Genomic DNA, 14,845 nt, shown 5'->3' with positions numbered 1-14,845 from the left:
TCTCAGTCATGTCACATCCATGGTAGTCAGAAGCGGGCCTGCGCGGAGAAGAGCCCGTGCGGACGCCACATCAGCACCAGCATGAGGGTCGCAAATCCCACGGTGTCGCGGAACTGCAGCCCGACATAGGTGGCAACCAGGCTCTCCGCGATACCGAGGATCATCGCCGCGACGAACGTGCCCCGGACGTTGCCGAGTCCGCCCATGATGATGATGGGCAGCGTCTTGAAGGTGATGAGCTCGCCCATGCCGCCGTAGACGCTGACGTTCACGGGCGCAGTCAACACGCCCGAGAGCGCCGCCAACCCAGCCCCGAGGATGAAGGTCCAGAGCGCGATGTGACGGACGTCGATACCGACCACAGCGCAGCACTCGATGTTCTGCGACACCGCGCGCATCGCCTTGCCCATCCGGCTGTAGGTGACCATCAGCTCGAGGCCGACGAACACGATGAGGCTGACGATGATGATCAGGATGCGCTGCTCGGCCAGTGTGAAACCGAACAGCGTCACCGGCTCGATATAGCCGCCGGAGAAGAACTTGTAGCTGCCACCGAACACCAGGATGACGGTGTTCTGCAGGATCAGCGCGACGCCGAGGGTCGCGAGCACGCCGGCCTCGGCCGGCGCTCCGACGATCCGCTGCATCACGAAATTGCCGACCACGACGGCGATGACGGCGGTGGCAACCACACCGATCACGACTGCTACCGGATAAGGCAGGTCGAAATATTCGATGGCGAACCAGGCCCCGAAGGTGCCGAGCATATAGTATTCGCCATGCGCGAAGTTGATGGCGCGCAGCACGCCAAAAATCATCGTCATGCCGACCGCAACGATCGCATAGACCGATCCTGATACGATGCCGTTAACGACCTGCTCTATGATCGTGTAGAACATGTGCGTGGCGCCCTGTTTGGGATAATCGATCTCGGCCGAATAGGCTCCCTTGATGGCCGGCTTGCCGTTCTCGATCTCGAGCAGGATCATCGGCAGGCGCGCCTGATTGTGATCGTCGAAGGTCACCTCGCCGACCGCGCTCGCATAATGGATCTTGGACAGCGCGGTGCGGACCTTCTCGCGGTCGATGCTCTGGGCCTGCTCGATCGCCTTGGCCAGAAGATGCGTCGTCTCCCAGTGCACATAGGCGTGGTTGTTGGGGGCTTCACGGAACTCGGCAGTGAACTTGTCGACGAACGCCTTGCTTTTCTCCGACTCGTAGGCGGGAAGCCAGGCCGCCGCCTCGATCGCACCTTCGAGCGCCTTCGGCGCCGCCTTGATGGTCTTCTCGGTATTGAACTCGGCATTGCCGATCAGCGGAATCTTCCCTGCGATCCCGACCTCCATCATCTGACGCCCGACGATGGGCGTGGAATCGGCGTTGCCGTACATGATGATGGCCTGGGCGCCGGAATCGCGGATCTTGGACAGCACGCTGCGGAAATCCACCTCGCCCTCCTTGTAATAGTCTTCCGTCAGGATCTGGCTTTTGAAACGAGGAAGGTACTTCTTGGTGAACTCGATGGCCGCGCGCCCATAATCGCTGTCGACCGAGAGCACGGCGTATTTGGTAAAGCCCTTCTTCTCGGCGGCGTATTGCAGCACGATCAGGGCACGGTTTTCGTCGGTCGGATAGTTACGGTAGGTCCATTTGAAGCCGCCGACGCCCGCCTTGTAGGTGATCTTCGGATTCGACGACGCGGCATTGAGGAGAAGCACACCGGCATCCTCCACGACCGGCTGCATCGCGAGCGTCACCGAGCTCGATACGTCGCCGATGATGAAATCAACCTGGTCCTGGTCGATGAGACGGCGGGTTGCGGAGACACCCTCGACCGGCGTGCCCTGGCTGTCACCGGCCAGGACGTTGATCTTGCGCCCGCCGATGCCGCCGGCGCCGTTGATCTCCTTGGCCGCCATCTGGGCGCCACGCCGCGAGAACGCGCCATAGCGGGCATTCGGCCCGCTCATCGGCGCGACGAGGCCGAGCTTGACGGTGCCGTCCTCGGTTCGGGCGAAGGCACTGGAGGAGACGGCCTGAAGGCCGATCAGTGCGGTTCCCATGCAAAATCCGCGTCGGCTCAATTCGATTGTCATGTGCCCGCTCCGTTGCCGCTACAAAATGATGCGCCCGCGATCTCCGCCACTTCCGTGGTCTTGCTCTTGGAATTTTCTTCTGCGGCCGACGGTAAAAAATAGATTTACGTTCGATGACAGGGGAAGCATGACTGCGGTCTGCCGCCATAGCGAATTCTTATGGCGCCCCTGCGCTTTCGATTTGTCGCTCGATGCAGCTAGCGCTGCGCGCGCGAGAGCGGCTGCCAACAAATCCCCGCTTGAATCGCGTTCGCCCTGCGCTCAGTTCCAAACGGCCTCTTGCGGGCCCGCGCAGACCGGCGCGGACGCCGCATCTGCTACCCCGCGCCTCGACCGAAACTGTCGAAAAGTGCAGGCGGACGACCAGTCGATCGCACCGAGGCGGCGCCATCTACATCGGAAGGCCCGATCACGTTAGCTGTGAGGAGATTTTTCTTGATCTCCCGGTGCACACGTAGTGCACATGCCGCCCTCTAACTATCTGAAAGATCTGAACTCTCGCTCCAATCCATCATGGGGAAGTTTGAACTAGGTCCAGCCAACAAAAGCTAGCTCGGGACATGAACCACTGTATGCGGGCTTTGTCGGCCTCGGCATGCTCACGGCCCGCCAAACGGCTTTGGTCTCTCCAGCGGGATGAAAGCGCTCAGATGGGCTGGGTATGTCGACGCGCCGCCGCCTATGGTCGTGCCGGTGCTGATGCTCAAGTAGACGTCCTTCACCCCCTTGGGCGTTTCCAGCAGGATCCAGTTCTTGCTCACATCGCCTATGCCGATTGTCGTAAAGCGCATCGACTTGCCGAACTGCGAACAGGAGATTGGCTTTTCAGTCGTAAACGAATTCCACGGGCCATGCAGGGTACCCGATCTACCGCCAGTTTTCGGAAGGCTTAAGCCAAAGCCCAGGCCGACCGCCGCATAGACGTAGGTGCACTTCAAATTGTTTTCCGTGTCCCATATGGAGAACAAGGCGCTGGCAAACGCAATCCCGGCTCCAGCCCTGCCCTTCACGATGCGCTTGATGGCCGCTCTCGCGGCGAACGAGATCGAACCGTCGACCTCAAGCAGCATGGCTATCTTGAAATTTCGACTGACTTTTGGCTTCGGCGGAACGGGTCGCGGCAAGTCTGGCTTTATGATCGGTTCGAAATAGACCTTCGGGAGCACCCAAAGGACCACTGATCTATCGCTGTCTTCGTCCAGCCTGTGATTTGCCGTCTGCGTATTGCCGATGGCGTGCGTCTGCATTTGCTCCGGGTGGATGCCCATCTCGGACAGAGACCGCGCGACTGTAATCACGCGGTTGGCCGACGTCGTCATATTCCAATCGGCCGCACCGATCCGGCTCGCGGAGCCCGTCATCCAGATCTGACCGGCGTCATCCTCGAGTAGGGGTACCACTTTGTTCTTCAGAAATTCGGAATGCTCTTTCTTCAAGCCCCGAAACTGGTAGCCGGCAAAGTCATCGAAATCGAAATTCCAGAGCCGCGCGTGCAGAACCCCCACTCCTGAAAAATCCAGATCGACGTCAACCCTGCCCGGACCAGTTTTGTGAAACATGTCTCTTCGACCTGCAGTGAACAGATAGCAACTCGTCGGCGATCGGCCGGACGGCGCAGGACCGCCTTGTTTTTAGTGCGGGCAAGAGAAGAGAAGTTCATGAAATCGGTAGCTACAACGAAGGTTGTGATCTTCTTCCCATTTCGATCTGGCGCCGAAGCAGTGTGCGCTGTGCAACGCGACATCATTGTCGCGATCGGAGCAGTGACGACCTAGGAGGGGTCGCGGTAGGACAGGCCGTGGAACTCGTACAGCACGACGACTTCGCGGAATTTCCCTAGACCTCGAAGCCCCTACCCGACCGCTGTCAAAGCGACAGCGCATCTAGATAGTACTTTTGCCGGCTTGCTCTGCGTCTGCCTGATCCCCATCAAAAACAAAGCGAAACGGTAGGCGTCGCCCAGCAGCCGCAGCGCAATATCGCGGAAGCACTTGGTGTGCTCGTTGGTGATTTGGCATTGCGTGTCAATTGCGGATGGCTTTGCGCAAAGCAGGCGAAGTGGTCACCGGTTCTGTGATCGCAATCATGGACTCTCGCGCTAAACGTCTGGGCTGGAGCGACGAGGTTCTCGCGAACAGGAACCTGGCGTCGTCTGCTCGATCTACTCTCACTAAGGCTGTCGCTGCCATGCGCGAAACGCAGTCATTCAGTTGCTTTTCGATTTCCGACAAGGGGCTCGCCAAGGGCTCCGCCTACGAGGCCCGGCGCGATGGAACTTGCCGCCTCGACGTCGGGCCGGGAGCACACGACTGCGTCGATTGCCACAATGTGATCGTTTGGCTGAATTCAGTGGAGACCGCCTCGCGCAGAGGACGTTCGGACCGTTTCGCGCGGACGCGCGACCTGCAGGACGACGGAGGCGACGACTTCTGCGGTCGGCCAACGACTTATCCACCAAATCGCTTGACCAGCTTTGAGCCCTTGGCTGCATCGATCTGCTGGCCAGTCAAGTCGGAGCCGGCGCTCAATCCTATCGTCATGAGGTTCTTGACGCGCTGCGCCGCCTGCTTCTCATTGGAATAATCGATCTCGACGTGATCAAGGCTCATCAGATGACCAAGCTCGTGAGCCCAGGCGCGTCCATTGGCGTGGTCATTGCCATACCACTGGACGAAGCTTGCCGGCTCGGGTTCGCTATTGGGGTATGAGCCTCCGCCAGCGGACAGATTTTCGATCGAATTGACGAGGTAGATGTGGATGGCATTGTCCGGATCGTGCCGAGAGGTAAGAACACCCAGCAATCGCTGATCATTGCTGCGTGCGCTCTTTGCCATGTCGAGCGGCTTCTCCATCAAGCAATCGCTGATCACGAACGCGATCTTGGCCTTTGACCAGATCGTATTGACCACGTCGAGCGCCTTCTTGGCCGTGTCGCTGCTCCATTGCCTGGGCTCAACGACCCCTCTCTCGGCAAATGGCGTGATGTAAATCCTCAAGGGAATAGGCATTAGCTTCTCCGAAGTTCGGAATTTGCGATTGTATCTCCGCGTGCTGTCCTCCGCAATTCGGAGGACTGATTTCATTTCGACTCTACCGAAGGAACAATGTCCGGGGGACATGACCCCGATGGAGATTCACCGCACCGGTTACACCGACATCCAAGAAGACGCCGATCTCGTGTTTCACCGTCGGGCACCGGCAGTATAGATAGGGCGAGCCGGCTATTTGCCGCGGGCTACCGCGTCTGTTTGCTTATCGACGCCCAGTCTGCTCGACGCGTCGGATCAGGCGACGTCGGGCTCGATGTGGCTCAAGCTCGTCATTGGATCGTGCTGCGCTCGGGAACTTGAAAATGACGGTCTTCATTTGGGGAGATGAAGAGTACAAAGGCCACAAGAACGTCCTCTCTCACGGAGGATCAGCTCCTGGAGAACTTCTACGGCTTCGTGGTCGCCAAGCCATAGCTCGATGGACGAGTCGAATTCTTCGCAAAGTCCATCACTGCCCGAAGCCGAACTGACGGCCTTGCTCCGCGCTGTTGACCTGATTGCAAGCTGCGACCGAGACGGTCGATCCGCGAGCCCGTCCTTGGACTTCACGTCCGCTCGATCGCCGTCAGCGGAACTTTCGTTTGAACCACGTCAGAGCCTTCTGGTGCGCTGCCGCGTGCAGGCCAGCAAGAATGTAATAACTGTTTTACATCAACATCTTATACCGAGGTCGCACGACAGCACAACATTGGCGGGCGCCCATCATCCACATGAATCGGCGCACAACGCCCGGCCGCAATAATCCTCCGCACCTTTTGAACGCCTCCGCATTTCAAAACAACACATAGGAATGGATCGGGCTCGAGATCGGTACTGTATGCAGACAGGCAGCCGCCAGTAGCGTACGAATTCAGGAATTATTTCTTACGCGGCCGTCCTCGCGACGTCACCATTCTACGGGCATAGGTTGGGTGTTCGCCATGAGATTGTACAGGCACCTCAGGGTTTGTCTTCTTCTCGCCGCTTCGCTGTTCCTGGCCTCTCAGCCAGCCTGGGCGACAAAGCGCGTGGCTTTGGTGGTCGGCAATTCCAGCTATCAAAACGCCCCACTGCTTCCAAACCCGGCCAATGACGCTGCGGCCATCGCCGCGACCTTGAAGGGCGCAGGTTTCGATGTGGTTGACTCAAGGCTCAACCTCGCCGCGACCGACATGCGGCGGGCCCTGAGAGAATTCGCCGATCAGGCCCGCAATGCCGACATTGCCTTGGTGTACTATGCTGGCCACGGTATCGAGATCGACGGGACGAACTATCTGATCCCGACAGACGCCAGACTCGAGCGTGACACGGATATCTATGACGAAGCATTCTCGCTCGACCGTGTCCTGCTGGCGATCGAGCCTGCGAGGCAGCTGCGCGTTGTGATCGTCGACGCGTGCCGCAACAATCCGTTTGCCGACTCAATGAAGCGTACAGTTGCCTCGCGATCAATCAGCCGCGGGCTGGCCAGGGTCGAACCCGCCGTCTCCAACACACTGATCGCGTTTGCGGCGAAAGCCGGACTAACCGCACTCGATGGCAACAGCAAGAATAGTCCGTACGCGACGGCTCTCGTGAAGTATATTGCAAAGCCGGGGCTCGACTTGCGCAGGGCTTTCGGCTTCGTCCGCGACGATGTCTTGCAAGCCACGGGCAACCGACAGGAGCCCTATGTCTACGGCTCGCTGGGCGGCGAAGACGTTGCACTGGTTCCGGCTGCCAAGGCCGAGGAGCCGATACAAGCAGCCAACCCCCAGTCGGAAATTCGTCGCGATTACGAATTGGCCTTGCAGCTCCGCAACAAGCCCGCTCTGAACGCGTTCCTGACCCAGCATCCAGACGGATACTACTCAAATCTGGCCAAGCTGCAGCTTAATCAGCTCGAGGCCGAGGACGCACGCGTCGCGGCGACGGCGAAAGCGCAGCAGGCCGAGCAGCAACAAGCTCGCCTGATGTCCCAGGGCGCCCAGCGTGCCGAACAGGAGAAGGCGGCCGCGGATCTGAAGGCTGCGGAAGAGGCCCGGATTGCCGCCGAGAGGACGAAGCAAGCGGCGCAGGAGCAGGCCACCGAGGCGGAACGGAAACGGACTGCATCCGAATCTACAATCGTCGCTGCACTCTCCGGGAATAAGCCGGCCGTTGAGAGTACCGTCGCGGATAACCCTACGGCCGCTGCGCCCGGTGAGTACAGCAAGACGCCCAAGCTTGCGGCACTGAGTGACGAGCCGCGCCAGACCGATATCGCAAGAGCCGATATCGCCAAGTCCGTACAAGGCGAATTGAGCCGCGTCGGCTGCTTCGCCGGCCCCGTCGATGGCCAATGGAATGCGGCCTCGCAGCGCTCGTTGGCTCTCTTCAACCGGCACGCAGGCACCAAACTGGACGTCAAGCTTGCAAGTCTGGATGCTCTTGACGCGATCAAGCTTAGGCCATCGCGGGTCTGCCCGCTGATCTGCGATCGCGGCTACAGGCCCGACGGCGACCAGTGCAGTAGGATCACCTGTGCCGAGGGTTCGTTCCTCAACGACGACAATGAATGCGAGAAGCGACGCGGGAAGAAACCGGTTGCGAAGCGCAACACGGACGAGCGTCCGTCACGTGCGGATCGTCCGGCCCGCGAGAGACCGGAGCCAACAGCCGACGTTCCGCGGCGGCAAGCAACTGTGAAGAACAGCGGCGGCGGCAGTGGTCAGATCGTTTGTGATCAATCTCTGTGCCGTCAGGTCAGTCGCGGCTGCCACCTCGAATACCGCGGCGGGGGCGGCCCCGGGGGCAACGTAGGTAATGTCGAGTCCTGCCGCTAGCAACGCGCAAGGCTGCCACGGCGTCATGGAAGGCCAGGAGGCCGCGCGGATTTTGGTGTCGAGAATGTGTGACGGGCAGCAGAGCTTAACACCAGGTCAGCCAGGTCCTTGCCTGGATTGGCCGAAGCGGAGCGACCTGTGTGGTTGCGTGTGAGCTTGAGCAAAAGGACGCCAACGCCTTTCCGGGGGTGACGCTCTTCACGAAGCGGCAGGCACCCGGCATGAAGCCGACGGCGGTTTATCTTCCGCCAAAGCACCCAACAGCTGCCACCAAGTTCGATGTCGTGATCTGGCTTCACGGCTTCTATGTCAAAAACCATGAATTCCTATTCCACAACGATCCAGCGCGGCTGCGCGAACAGGTCCGGGATTCCGGCAAGGACGTGGTGCTTATCGCGCCGTTCCTGGGCTACGAATATGCCGTTGGCGACACCTTTGCCGGAAACTACAACGTGTCTGACCTGGCAACCGCGAGCTGGGGCGAACGCTATCTCGAGGAGGTCCTTGGAGCTCTTGCCAGGTTCCTGGGTCTCTCCTCGACGTCCATTCCTCAGCTCCAGATCGGCAAGCTCATCATCGCATGCCACTCCGGCGGCGGTAACGGCATGCGCAATCTCGTCGGGAACCTTGGAAAGTATCAGGGCAAGCTGACGGCCTGTTGGGGATTTGACTGCCTCTACGGCGCCAATGCGCGGCCCGACGATGCGACCTTCTGGTATCAGTGGTTGTCTGGACAGAGCGGCCGCGCGCTCGAGATCGTGTATGGTCCATCAACTCTCCCGCAATCGGTGAAGCTGGACCTGATCGGGCGCGGGCTGGCGACGGCCGATGGCAATCAAGCGCAGCCACAACGCCCTGCTCTCAAGAACCTTAGCGTAAGGGTCGGTCATTACGACCTGTTCCCGGCATTTGGCCAGATGGTCAGGGTCAACGACCTGGACCCGGCTTACGTGGATCGCTTCATGATACCGCAAGTCGCTGACCAGCCGCGTCTGCACCACAAGCCGGCGCCACAGCACGGGGAATTCCTTCAGGGCGCGATTTCCAACGTTCGCAGCGCTTTTCCCTTTCCAAAGGACATTCATTACATGATCGCCCGGGGTGGCTTCTTCAGTCGGCTGAGCAAGCTTTAGCCTTCACAGGCCTTGGCCTTGCCGGGCTCACTTGATGGAATAGGATTTGACGTCGAACGACCAATTATTCGTCACCAGCTTTCCGCTGCCGTTGTCCGGCACGCGCAGCTCACTGGTCCAGGCCGTTAGATAGCTCAACGCCTCGGCCTGATCTTGTAGCTTGCGCGGCAAGTCCGGCAAATCGAGCAACTGCACCCGCCGCTCGCTCAGGATGGCGATCATCACTGCTGACCCAGTCGGCGGTGAGACGACATATTCAAAACCACGCTGCCGAGCCGCCGGGGTTGGAACGACAAATTCGACGCCGGGCTTGACGAGATTGATGTCGCGTCCGTCCGACTGCGCCAATAGCTCGGGAGTCGGAAAGATCTGGGACATTCGCCCTTCCGCGTCGACGTCGACGAGAATGAGATATCCCGGCTTCCTCGCGGTGACGCCGAACGTGACCTTGCCGCCGAGGTTGACGGTCTGACCCGGCAGGATCTGAAGGGACACACTCGCGGTATTGGCCTGCCTGCGCGCCGCTTGTACGGGCCAAAGCCAGGGTGCATACGTCGTGCCGACATTCAGCGATGCCGACGGCAACGGTGCTGCGGACGAAGCTCCGCTACCCGCCAGCAGCAGCAGGAATGCGAGCCATGGTCGCTCCCGGCGGATCGGCTGCGATGACGGCATGGCCTGCTCTCCCTAAAAGTCAGGGAGCACTGAAGAAGCCGACCGAGGCGATCCGCGCGTCCGCAGGCAAGTACCGCTCGAGGCTCTTGATCACCTGCCCCGAAGCGCGGCGCCGGTTGAGCTGCATCAGGACTGTCTCAAGATCGACCATGCGTTGCTGCGAGGTCACTGCAACGATCTGTTCCGCGCCGAACGGCTCGCCGACCCTGAGCGGTAGGCGCAAACTCGCCGATCGGGCCAGTGCCGCATCGGAACCCACCGGATACAACAATTGGATGGTGCCATCGCCAGACACATTGAACAGCAACACCGCTCTTGACCCCACATCAGACAGATCAACTTCGACAGTCTGGCCAGCACGCTGTTGGCGATCGTCCGGCCAGATGCGCATGATCTGCGGCGACCGGGTCGCAATGCGCTTCAGTTCACGAATTGCCGCTGTCCGGTCAACGACCGTCGGCAGGCTGGCAACGTCGATCCCGTAGGCGACTACGTCGCCCCACGCGATCACGTCGTGCGACACGGGATCCCAGATCAGGTCGGGATTGTCCGTCGGTTGAACAGCCTGCACGGGAACATCCTTTGGCACCACGCTCGCAAAATAGTTCGTCTTGCCGTCGAGCGCCGCCAGCCGGATTGGCGCAGCGAGACGGAGGGGGGCCGGCGCGTCGCCGGTCGGAAGTTCCTTGGTCGCCGCCGCGGCAAGGGTGGGAATGTTTGGTGCCTTGGCCGTGACAGCCGGCGGCGCGGGCGCTTGTCCCTCGACGGGCGCCCCGGATCCGGCCGGGCCGGAGGCCGCTCTCGCGGCCGGCCCCTGAATCAGCACGACACCGCGCGTCAATTCGAAGGCGATGTCGGTATCCGGCGTCTGAGGCGGCGATGATATGGTCACGATGTTCTGGCGCTGGTCCGAGAGCTGATAGACCACCTGTCGAACATTGCTGAAGAGCTCCTTGAGCGTCACCTTCCCATCGTGATTGATGTCCGCGCTACCCTCCACCGCCCGTGCGACCGCATAGCTGAGAGCCCCGCGCAAGCCATCGATGCCAGGGATGCGGACTTCCGGCGCCTTGGTGTAGCGGTCCACCGCAGCCAGGAACGCCGTGTGGTCAAGATCGAGTTCTGACTTCGGATCGTTGCTGTCCGACACCGGCTTCAGTTCGTCAACCAGCAATGTGTAACGCTGCACCTGCCGGAAGCTCATCTCAGCGGCACGCGGATCGATATCGCGCACCATACCGCCGCCGTGGCAGGTATCAGCCACGAAGATCACCTTCGCTCCGCGAAGCTCGAACTGCCGGATGAAATGGTTGAACTCACTGCCCAGAACACGTTCAATGGACCCGGTTGGCGTGGTTTCAAAGCCTGGCAGCAGGAACACGTTTTCCATCCCGTCCGGCTCCGAGCCCTTGACGCGCTCCGGCTCCTGGGTTCCATGACCTGCGATCGACAGAAAGATGAGGTCGTTGTTCTTGGTCCGCTCCACCAGTGAACTGATCTCGCGCAAGATGCTTGCCCTGTCGGCCTGTGCGTTAGTCAGTACGACGACGTCGCCAACCCCCATGCTCTTCAAGCTGGTCACGATGTCAGTGGCGTCGGCGACCGCGCCCTTCAATTTCCGCACGTGCTGATAGTCATCGATCCCGATCACGAGCGCGCGCACCGCCGCCCCGTCCGGATTGCTGATCGACAATCCCCCTGTCGCATGCGCGTGCGGGGATATCAGCCCGATCAACGCAGCGAGCCCGATGGTGGCGCATAGCCGCTTGATCCCGCAATCAAGTTCCCTGGGCATCCGCATCGTGATCCACCTCGACATCCTTCCTATCCATTCTGTAGCGCCAGCGACACACCGGGTTCAGCGCCTTTTGCTCGCCGTCTTGCGGCCCGGCTGCGGTTCGGCCTCTTGATAGGCGCTCGCTGAGACTGTCGCCTGGTCATCCGCGAACGCCCGAAAGCGGACCGGAACGTAGCCACGCGAAAGCAGGCTCGCCAACGGGTAGACGTTGCGGCAGACGCGACCGTTGCAGCCACCGGTCGAGGATTCCATCACCTCGGCCTTGCGATCGGGCGTGAACCGCAGGAACAACATCACGTGCGAGCCCGGCTTGTTCAGCGCATCGCCGGGCCTCAGGTCCCAGGGATTTGCCACGGAGGCTGCGATCGCAGGAATAGCGGCAGTCGTGTAGTGGACAGAAAGTCCCCACGCGGCGCTGACGAATGCCGAACAGTCGACGCCAGCCACATCCGGCCTTGGCGCGTTGCGAGTGCACACATTGCCAGCCAGCGCTCCGCTGTCGATCCGCTGCCGGAAGTTCGCGAGCGAACCGTGGCAGCCCCAGCAATAGGGCACACCGCGCACCTCCTGGTTCACTTTGCCCTGCAGATACCACGGCCGCCGAATACGACTGAAGCCGCTGCATTGGCTGTCGGGATCGCTGCCGTAGTTCGACTGCGTCAGCTTCCACTGGATGCCCTCGAATGCAAACGCGGTCTCGATAGCCTGCTGGCGATTGGAAGGTCTCACAGCGGCCGACGCGTCGAATTTGACGCCCGATTGCGGTGCTGGCGCGGCTGCCGTTCGCGACGGCCGCACGTCGATAATGGAAGCGTTGGTCAGCGGCCGGAAGCCGACGCCAACCACTTCAATTCCGTCCGGCTTGGTCCGGAGGAAATAGACATCGCCATCGCCCGAAACCGTGACGAACCGCCGGGTCAGCGGCGTATTTTCCAAAGGAAGCTCATAGATTCCCTCGAGACGGCCGTTCGCAGCATAGCGTGCGACGAACGTGGAGGCGTTCTTTCCCGATGGCGGAACGTCCTCGGCAAGCACATAGAAGCGGTCGCCGTTGTCGATCTCAAGAAACTCCACCGTTCCGAGCTGGTTGCGCACCCGCAGGCTTAGCTGTCCGATCGTCTCGTTGGTGACCATGGTCTGGATCTCGACCCTTACGCTGGCATTGCCCTTGTCCGGAACGATATCGGCGATCACCGAGCCCTTACTTCGAGAAGCCACATATTGCCGGTCGGGCTGCCGCGTCGTCTTGACGATGGCCGCGCGGGTATTCTGGTTGAGCAAGTCGGCCGCGCTGCCGGGCGCCTGCGATCCCATCTGGGCGAAAGCGGAGACGGCGACCTGATCGTCCGCGCTACGGCTCGAGACCTCCTCAAGCTGGATCACGTCACCACCGATTCCGCGCGTGGACTGCCCTGGCGCCGCCTTCAGCGTCCGTACGCCGCCGTCCCAAACCATGATGTCGTCGTTGTGGACCACGAGATCGGTCGGCTGGACGTCTTTCGGCATCTTGAGGACGTCAGGATCTGAGTTCGGCTGTTTCGGGTCAAACTGCAGGATGCGACCGTTGACCTGATCGAGCACAAACAGGTTGCCCTGCCCGTCGGCGCTGAGTGCTTGTGGTCCCGCGAGTTCCACGTCCTCGCTGGCCGGAACGATGCCGACCATGGAAGCAGCCAAACCGCTGGCAAAGCTGCGGACGACAGTATCGTCGGCATGCGCATTGGTTCCGAAAATGCCAGCGCCAACGATGAAGACCCAGATCCAACGATTTGGACGAAGCATGTTCGCCTCAATGTACCCCGAACCGATCGCCGCGTCGGATCGACTAATCCGAGATGCCGTTAATGCTGCGCGTCAATTAGTGGTGCGCAATCTCAATCACGTTCAATTCTATCACTTGACGGTGATAGTCCGAATTCTCTTCAGCTTGCGGTGCAAAACATGGCCCGGAATAGATTTGAGAAGGTGAGCGAAGTTCAGCCCGACGCGATCACGCTGCTCCTGAAACGCGACAATGACGGCGCCTCCGGATCAATCGTGCTGCCGGCCGCCGCGAGCCGGGGACGGCTGACCACCGACCAGATCAGCGCGCAATTGCCGGCGCAGGATGCTTTTCGCGGCGCGATCCGGCTGGCAAACGACGTAAAGCTGGCGCTGGTGGTGTGCGATCCAGACGGGGTCTGGAAGTCCGAGTGGGGCGATCTTTATCAGCCGATCGATTGACCCGCATCGGAACCAGCATATGTTGCGACGCCGCATGGAGACTAGCTTGCCGAACGGAGCCTGCATCCGACCGTCGTTCCGGATACGGGCCTTGATGGTCGCGCTGCTGGTTGCGACGGGCTGGCCGGCACGCGCCAACGACTCGGCTGCGGAATTGTCGATCGGCGGGCTCCAGTTCGTACGCACCAATGACGTGGCCATGGAGAGCGAGAACCTTAGTATCGGGCTCGACAGAATCAGTGTTCGCTACCAATTCGCCAACGTCACTGCCAAGCCGGTCACGCTTACTGTTGCCTTTCCGCTGCCCGACATCGACCTGTCGGAGGCTGAGAACATTGCACTACCTTCAAATGATCCGATCAACTTCGTCGACTTCGAGACCAGGGTCGACGGCAGCCCGGCGCCGCTGACCGTCGATCAGCGCGCCATGGTTGGCAACAGGGATGTCAGTGCCCTGCTCCGCGAACTCAAGCTACCGCTGCTGCCGATTGGTGGCCGCGAGATCCGGCTGAGCGACCTGCCCGCGGCGACTCGGACCCGGCTCGTGGACGACGGACTTATGATGCCTGCCGGAATGAGCGACAACGGTCGCCAGCAGTATGCGCCAGGCTGGGTTATCAAGACCTCGGCTGTGCGCCAGCAGGTGTTTCCGCCCATGCGCACCGTCACGGTCGAACACCAGTACCGGCCGAGCGTCGGCTCCAGTCCTGACACCATCCTGCGCCCGAGCCTACGCCGCAGCAGCGCACTGGGTCAGCAAGTCGCCCGTTACCGGAAAGAATACTGCGTCCAGGATACGTTCCTCGCCGAGCTCGACAAGCGCGCGGGCAGTAACCAGATCAACAGCGCGAACCTGCAGGAGAGGCGCATATCATACGTGCTCAAGACCGGCGCGAATTGGGCCGGGCCGATCCGGTCGTTCAAGCTGACTATCGACCCAGGCGGCAACGACCGCTTGGTGAGCTTCTGTCCTGGGCGGCTCAAGGCATCGTCTGCTACCGGAAATACGCTTGAATATACGGCAAACGACTTCAAGCCGGATGCCGACCTGAAAATCCTGGTGATCGGAACATTCTGAGCGTGCCGG

The 14,845-nt window shown here is 60.7% G+C and carries 10 protein-coding genes and 1 pseudogene; 4 read left to right on the top strand and 7 right to left on the bottom strand.

Translation table 11 applies throughout. The annotated features are described in order from the left end of the window. Nucleotides 1-26: 26 nt before the first annotated feature. From ACE10W_RS14895 to ACE10W_RS14880, 4 genes and pseudogenes are all read right to left on the bottom strand, one after another. A complete protein-coding gene (locus ACE10W_RS14895; RefSeq protein WP_011086396.1) occupies nucleotides 27-899 on the bottom strand; it encodes a branched-chain amino acid ABC transporter permease in 873 nt (290 codons plus the stop codon). 18 nt (nucleotides 900-917) lie between these two features. Then, nucleotides 918-2,096: pseudogene (locus ACE10W_RS14890) on the bottom strand (ABC transporter substrate-binding protein); the annotation flags it as partial. Between the two features lie 599 nt (nucleotides 2,097-2,695). Next, entirely contained in the window at nucleotides 2,696-3,655 is a 960-nt protein-coding gene (locus tag ACE10W_RS14885) for an OmpA family protein (RefSeq protein ID WP_011086394.1), read from the bottom strand. An 888-nt stretch (nucleotides 3,656-4,543) separates the two neighbouring features. Next, nucleotides 4,544-5,104: a hypothetical protein gene (locus ACE10W_RS14880; protein WP_028170712.1), complete on the bottom strand. Its 561-nt coding sequence runs from the start codon at nucleotides 5,102-5,104 to the stop codon at nucleotides 4,544-4,546. Nucleotides 5,105-6,066: 962 nt separating this feature from the next. On the opposite strand from ACE10W_RS14880, the gene ACE10W_RS14875 reads away from it, so the two are divergent. Together ACE10W_RS14875 and ACE10W_RS14870 are read left to right on the top strand one after the other, a co-directional pair. Next, nucleotides 6,067-7,929, top strand: coding sequence for a caspase family protein (locus ACE10W_RS14875; protein ID WP_236842228.1), 1,863 nt, complete (start codon nucleotides 6,067-6,069; stop codon nucleotides 7,927-7,929). Nucleotides 7,930-8,069: 140 nt separating this feature from the next. Beyond that, nucleotides 8,070-9,062: a hypothetical protein gene (locus tag ACE10W_RS14870; RefSeq protein ID WP_028170710.1), complete on the top strand. Its 993-nt coding sequence runs from the start codon at nucleotides 8,070-8,072 to the stop codon at nucleotides 9,060-9,062. A 27-nt stretch (nucleotides 9,063-9,089) separates the two neighbouring features. Here the strand turns inward: ACE10W_RS14870 and ACE10W_RS14865 are convergent, their stop codons facing one another. The 3 genes from ACE10W_RS14865 to ACE10W_RS14855 all read right to left on the bottom strand — a co-directional run bounded on the left by ACE10W_RS14865 (nucleotide 9,090) and on the right by ACE10W_RS14855 (nucleotide 13,317). Continuing rightward, entirely contained in the window at nucleotides 9,090-9,647 is a 558-nt protein-coding gene (locus ACE10W_RS14865) for a DUF4384 domain-containing protein (RefSeq protein ID WP_236842227.1), read from the bottom strand. A 109-nt stretch (nucleotides 9,648-9,756) separates the two neighbouring features. Next, complete coding sequence (locus ACE10W_RS14860; RefSeq protein WP_304552368.1) at nucleotides 9,757-11,556, bottom strand: caspase family protein; 1,800 nt, start codon at nucleotides 11,554-11,556, stop codon at nucleotides 9,757-9,759. Nucleotides 11,557-11,595: 39 nt separating this feature from the next. Next, a complete protein-coding gene (locus ACE10W_RS14855; RefSeq protein WP_011086388.1) occupies nucleotides 11,596-13,317 on the bottom strand; it encodes a hypothetical protein in 1,722 nt (573 codons plus the stop codon). Nucleotides 13,318-13,500: 183 nt separating this feature from the next. On the opposite strand from ACE10W_RS14855, the gene ACE10W_RS14850 reads away from it, so the two are divergent. Next, entirely contained in the window at nucleotides 13,501-13,758 is a 258-nt protein-coding gene (locus ACE10W_RS14850) for a hypothetical protein (protein WP_236842226.1), read from the top strand. Nucleotides 13,759-13,852: 94 nt separating this feature from the next. Continuing rightward, a complete protein-coding gene (locus ACE10W_RS14845; protein WP_038967721.1) occupies nucleotides 13,853-14,836 on the top strand; it encodes a DUF4424 domain-containing protein in 984 nt (327 codons plus the stop codon). Nucleotides 14,837-14,845 lie beyond the last annotated feature (9 nt).

This window comes from Bradyrhizobium sp. B025 (genome assembly GCF_042257955.1).
Taxonomy (GTDB): domain Bacteria; phylum Pseudomonadota; class Alphaproteobacteria; order Rhizobiales; family Xanthobacteraceae; genus Bradyrhizobium; species Bradyrhizobium diazoefficiens.
Note: the sequence above shows the minus strand (reverse complement) of the source record. Positions and strands in the feature narration are given on the sequence as shown.

Coding starts and splice junctions, on each gene's coding strand:
- ACE10W_RS14845 (WP_038967721.1), top strand. CDS start 13,853: ATGGTCGCGCTGCTGGTTGCGACGGGCTGGCCGGCACGCGCCAACGAC.
- ACE10W_RS14895 (WP_011086396.1), bottom strand. CDS start 899: ATGTTCTACACGATCATAGAGCAGGTCGTTAACGGCATCGTATCAGGA.
- ACE10W_RS14855 (WP_011086388.1), bottom strand. CDS start 13,317: ATGCTTCGTCCAAATCGTTGGATCTGGGTCTTCATCGTTGGCGCTGGC.
- ACE10W_RS14860 (WP_304552368.1), bottom strand. CDS start 11,556: ATGTCGAGGTGGATCACGATGCGGATGCCCAGGGAACTTGATTGCGGG.
- ACE10W_RS14885 (WP_011086394.1), bottom strand. CDS start 3,655: ATGTTTCACAAAACTGGTCCGGGCAGGGTTGACGTCGATCTGGATTTT.
- ACE10W_RS14880 (WP_028170712.1), bottom strand. CDS start 5,104: ATGCCTATTCCCTTGAGGATTTACATCACGCCATTTGCCGAGAGAGGG.
- ACE10W_RS14875 (WP_236842228.1), top strand. CDS start 6,067: ATGAGATTGTACAGGCACCTCAGGGTTTGTCTTCTTCTCGCCGCTTCG.